General features: G+C 69.0%; 4 protein-coding genes. All 4 read right to left on the bottom strand.

Annotation, left to right across the window (positions count from 1 at the left end; translation table 11 throughout):
• A partial coding sequence (locus WAL33_RS00485; protein ID WP_422177436.1) for a DUF4118 domain-containing protein occupies nucleotides 1–1,515 on the bottom strand: 1,515 nt, incomplete at its 3' end.
• A 3-nt stretch (nucleotides 1,516–1,518) separates the two neighbouring features.
• On the bottom strand, nucleotides 1,519–2,109 hold the full coding sequence (kdpC, locus tag WAL33_RS00480; protein WP_422177434.1) for a potassium-transporting ATPase subunit KdpC: 591 nt from the start codon (nucleotides 2,107–2,109) through the stop codon (nucleotides 1,519–1,521).
• A 14-nt stretch (nucleotides 2,110–2,123) separates the two neighbouring features.
• Nucleotides 2,124–2,828 carry a TorF family putative porin gene (locus WAL33_RS00475; RefSeq protein ID WP_422177432.1) on the bottom strand — a complete coding sequence of 235 codons (705 nt, stop codon included), beginning with the start codon at nucleotides 2,826–2,828 and terminating at the stop codon, nucleotides 2,124–2,126.
• 127 nt (nucleotides 2,829–2,955) lie between these two features.
• On the bottom strand, nucleotides 2,956–4,077 hold a 1,122-nt coding region (gene kdpB / locus WAL33_RS00470), incomplete at its 5' end, for a potassium-transporting ATPase subunit KdpB (RefSeq protein WP_422177430.1).

Raw genomic sequence — 4,077 nt, 5'->3', positions numbered from 1 at the left:
ACGCTGCGAGCCCCGCGCCTGGTCGCGCACCCGTCCGGCCAGGCCGCCGGTCGCCAGGGCCACGGCCCAGAAGACGATCAGGGTCAGGAAGTCGGTCGGGGACCCGATCTCCAGGCTGTAGCGGGGGGCCAGGAACAGGTAGTTGTAAACGAGGAAGGCCGCCGTGGCGGCCGCCAGGGCCGGTCGCAGGCCGTACATCACGCCGGCGGCCAGAACCGCGGCCAGATAGATCATGCCCAGGTCGACGCGATCGAAGGCGGTGTCCAAGCCCCACGCGACCAGGGTGGCCAGGCCCACGAAGGCCGCGCCGGTGATATAGGCGGGCCAACCGGGGCCTCGCCTGGGCGCGCGCTCGACGGCGGCCTCGCCGTGCATGTGGGCCGCCTCGGTGACCACGTGGATGGCTTCGCCCTTGGCTTCGCGTAGCAGGGCCGCGGCCAGGGAACGACCCAGCAGTTGATCCCACCGGCTGTCGGCCGACTTGCCGATGACGATCTGTGTGACGTTATTGCGCCGGGCATAGGCCATCACCGTGGCGACGATGTCCGCGCCGGTCATGACGACGGTCGAGCCGCCCAGTTGTTCGGCCAGCTTCAAGGCGTCGCGCAATCGGGTGGCCGCCAGGGGCGATGGACCGGAGCGATCACTTCGCTCGATGTGAGTGACGGTCCAGGGCGCGTCCATCATCATGTCGGACAATCGACGGCCCGCGCGGACCAGGGAGCTGGACATGGCGTCGCCGCCGACCAGGACCAGGATCCGCTCGCCCGCCGCCCAAGGTCCCTCGACGCCCTTTTCGCGCATGGCCGCGACCAGTTGGTCGTCCACCGTCTGGGCCGCGCGCCGGAGCGCCATCTCCCGCAGGGCGGTGAGGTTTTCGACCTTGAAGAAGTTCTCCGAGGCCAGGCGGGCGGTTTCGGGGACGTAGACCTTGCCCTGCGCCATGCGCTCGCGCAGTTCGTCGGGCGTGATGTCGACGAGCTCGATGTCGTCGGCCCGCGACAGGGCGCTGTCGGGCACGGTCTCGCGCTGGCGCACCCCGGTGATGCGCTGGACGACATCGACCAGACTTTCCAGGTGCTGGACGTTCAGCGTCGTCCAGACGTCGATCCCGGCCGCCAGCAGCTCCTCGACATCCTGCCAGCGCTTGGGATGGCGCGAGCCCGGGGCGTTGGAGTGGGCGTATTCGTCGACCAGCAGCAGCTTGGGCCGGCGGGCCAGGGCCGTGTCCAGGTCGAACTCCAGATGCGTCCGGCCCTTGTGCTCCAAGGGACGCCTGGGCATCACCTCCATGCCGCGCAGCAGGCTCTCGGTCTCACGGCGACCGTGGGTCTCGACCAGGCCGATCAGCACATCCTGGCCTTCGGCCTTGCGCTTGCGGGCGGCGCGCAACATCTCGTAGGTCTTGCCCACGCCCGGCGCCATGCCCAGGAACACCTTCAGGCGCCCCCGGCTCGCCTTGTTGGCGGCGGCCAGGAGCGCCTCGGGATCGGGGCGTTTGGGTTCAGCCGGCAAGGGCTAGCCGCCCTTTTTGCCGCCGGTGGGGAAGCGTGCGTCGAGCGCCCGGTTGACCGCCAGGACGTTGACGCGCGGCTGGCCGATGAAGCCGAGCAGCGGCCCCTGGGTCTGGCCGTCGATCACCGCCTGCACTTGCGCCACGGCCAGGCCGCGCGCCTTGGCGACGCGCGGGGCCTGGAAGCGGGCGTTGGCCGGACTGATCTCGGGATCCAGGCCCGAGCCCGAGGTGGTCACCGCGTCGGCCGGGATCGTCACGCCGGGGTTCTCGGCGCGCAGGGCGTCGGCGTCGGTCTTCTCGCGCGCGATCAGCGTCTCGTTCAGCGGGCCCATGTTGGAGCCGCTGGAGGCCGAGGCGTCGTAGCCGCTCCCGGCCGCCGAGGGACGCGGGTGCAGATATTCAGGCTTGGAGAAGCCCTGGGCGATCAGGATGGAGCCGACCACGGTCCCCTTGGCGTCCTTGACCAGGCTGCCGTTGGCCTGGGCCGGGAACGCGGCCTGGGCGACGCCGGTGACGGCCAGCGGATAGGCCAGGCCCAGCAGGACCGTGAACAGGCCCATGGAGACGATGGCCGGACGAAGATGCGAAAGCATGGCGGTCTTCCTTCCTAGAAGGCGGCTTTGAGGGTGGCGACGGCGCGGCTGTCGTACAGCTTGCCGAAGTCGTGCTGGTCGGTGTCGATGTAGCGCAGGTCCAGGGCCAGGTTGCCGTTGATGGCGTAGGCCGCACCCAGGTTCCAAGTCGTGTAGTCGCCCGAGCCCTTGTAGGTCTGGCGGCCCAGCGCGCCCGAGACGCTCCACTTTTCGGCAACGGGATAGCTGCCGTTGACCTCGTAGTAGGTCGCCTCGTCGGCGGCCCCGAAGCTGTCGGGGCTGTAGAAGACCGCCCCGCCCAGCGAACCCTTGCCCGCCGGAATCGAGGCGGCGACCTTGAACTCGGTGTTGGCGTAGTCGGCGCCGTCGGGCTCGTTGACGTAGCCGTAGTAGATCACGCCCAGGTCCAGGGTCGCGGCGCCCAATGTCGGCTTGAAGCCCGCATAGAGGTCGATCTCGGCGTCGGTCGAATCGTTGAAGTCGACGTTCGAGGCCCAGGTCCCGGCGTAGAATTTGCCGGCGGTCAGGTCGACACCGCCGAACACTTGCGGGTTCTCGTCGGTCTGGCTGACGCCGCGGAACGCGTAGTCGGAGGCGACGCCGACATTGTAGCTGAGCGTGAAGGGCTTCTGAGCCGTGTCTTGAGCCGAGGCGGCGCCGGCGGAAAGGGCCAGGGCGCTGGCGGCGGCGATCAGGGCGGGGAAAGCGAACTTCGTCATGGCAGTCGTTCTTTCAGAACAGGAAACAGTGTGTCGGATCAGAGGTGATGGGCGGCGTGCGCCACCAGGAAGATCAGCCCGATCGCCACGGCGCTGAAGATCAGGTCCTTGGCGATCGGGCCGAGCATCAAGCCCAACCCAGGCTTGAGACGATCATGTCGATCAGCTTGATGCCGACGAACGGGGCCACCAGGCCGCCCAGGCCGTAGACCAGCAGGTTGCGCGACAGGAGCTTGCCGGCGCCGATCGCCCGATACTTGACCCCTTTCAGGGCCAGGGGGATCAGGGCGACGATCACCAGGGCGTTGAAGATCACCGCCGACAGGATGGCGCTCTGCGGGCTGTGCAGATGCATCACGTTCAGCGCGCCCAGGGCCGGCAGGGCGACCACGAACATGGCCGGGATGATGGCGAAGTACTTGGCCACGTCGTTGGCGATCGAGAAGGTCGTCAGGGCGCCGCGGGTGATCAGCATCTGCTTGCCGACCTCGACGATCTCGATGACCTTGGTCGGGTCGCTGTCCAGATCGACCATGTTGCCGGCCTCGCGGGCGGCCTGGGCGCCGGTCTGCATGGCCACGCCGACGTCGGCCTGGGCCAGGGCGGGGGCGTCATTGGCCCCGTCGCCGCACATGGCCACCAGCCGACCCCTGCCCTGCTCCTCGCGGATCAGCCGCAGCTTGTCCTCCGGCGTGGCCTCGGCCAGGAAGTCGTCGACCCCGGCTTCCGAGGCGATGGCGGCGGCGGTCACCGGGTTGTCGCCGGTGATCATCACCGTGCGCAGACCCATGCGGCGCAGGTCGGCGAACCGCTCCTTGACGTTCGGCTTGACCACGTCCTTGAGGTGGATGACCCCGACCAGGACGCCGTTTTCGCTGACCGCCAGCGGCGTGCCGCCCGAGCGGGCGATACGGTCGACGGCGGCGCTGACCTCGGCCGGAACCCTCTTCGGATCCAAGGCCAGCGAGCGATAGACCGCATCGACCGCGCCCTTGCGCCACGACATGCTTCCAGCGTCCAAGCCCGACTGGCGGGTGGTGGCGGAAAACGCGATCGAGGTCGCGCCTTGCGGCGCCTCGATGACGATCCCCTGGTTGCGGCCCAGCTCGATGATCGAACGACCTTCCGGGGTCTCGTCGGCCAGCGAGGCGCTGATCGCGGCGCGCAGGGCGGCCTCCGGGCGCACGCCTGGGGCGGCGATCACTTCGGTGGCCATGCGGTTGCCGAAGGTGATGGTGCCGGTCTTGTC

The organism is Caulobacter sp. (assembly GCF_049283275.1).
Classification (GTDB): Bacteria; Pseudomonadota; Alphaproteobacteria; order Caulobacterales; family Caulobacteraceae; genus Caulobacter.
The sequence above is the reverse complement of the archived record's forward strand: the minus strand, read 5'-3'. Positions and strand labels throughout refer to the sequence as shown.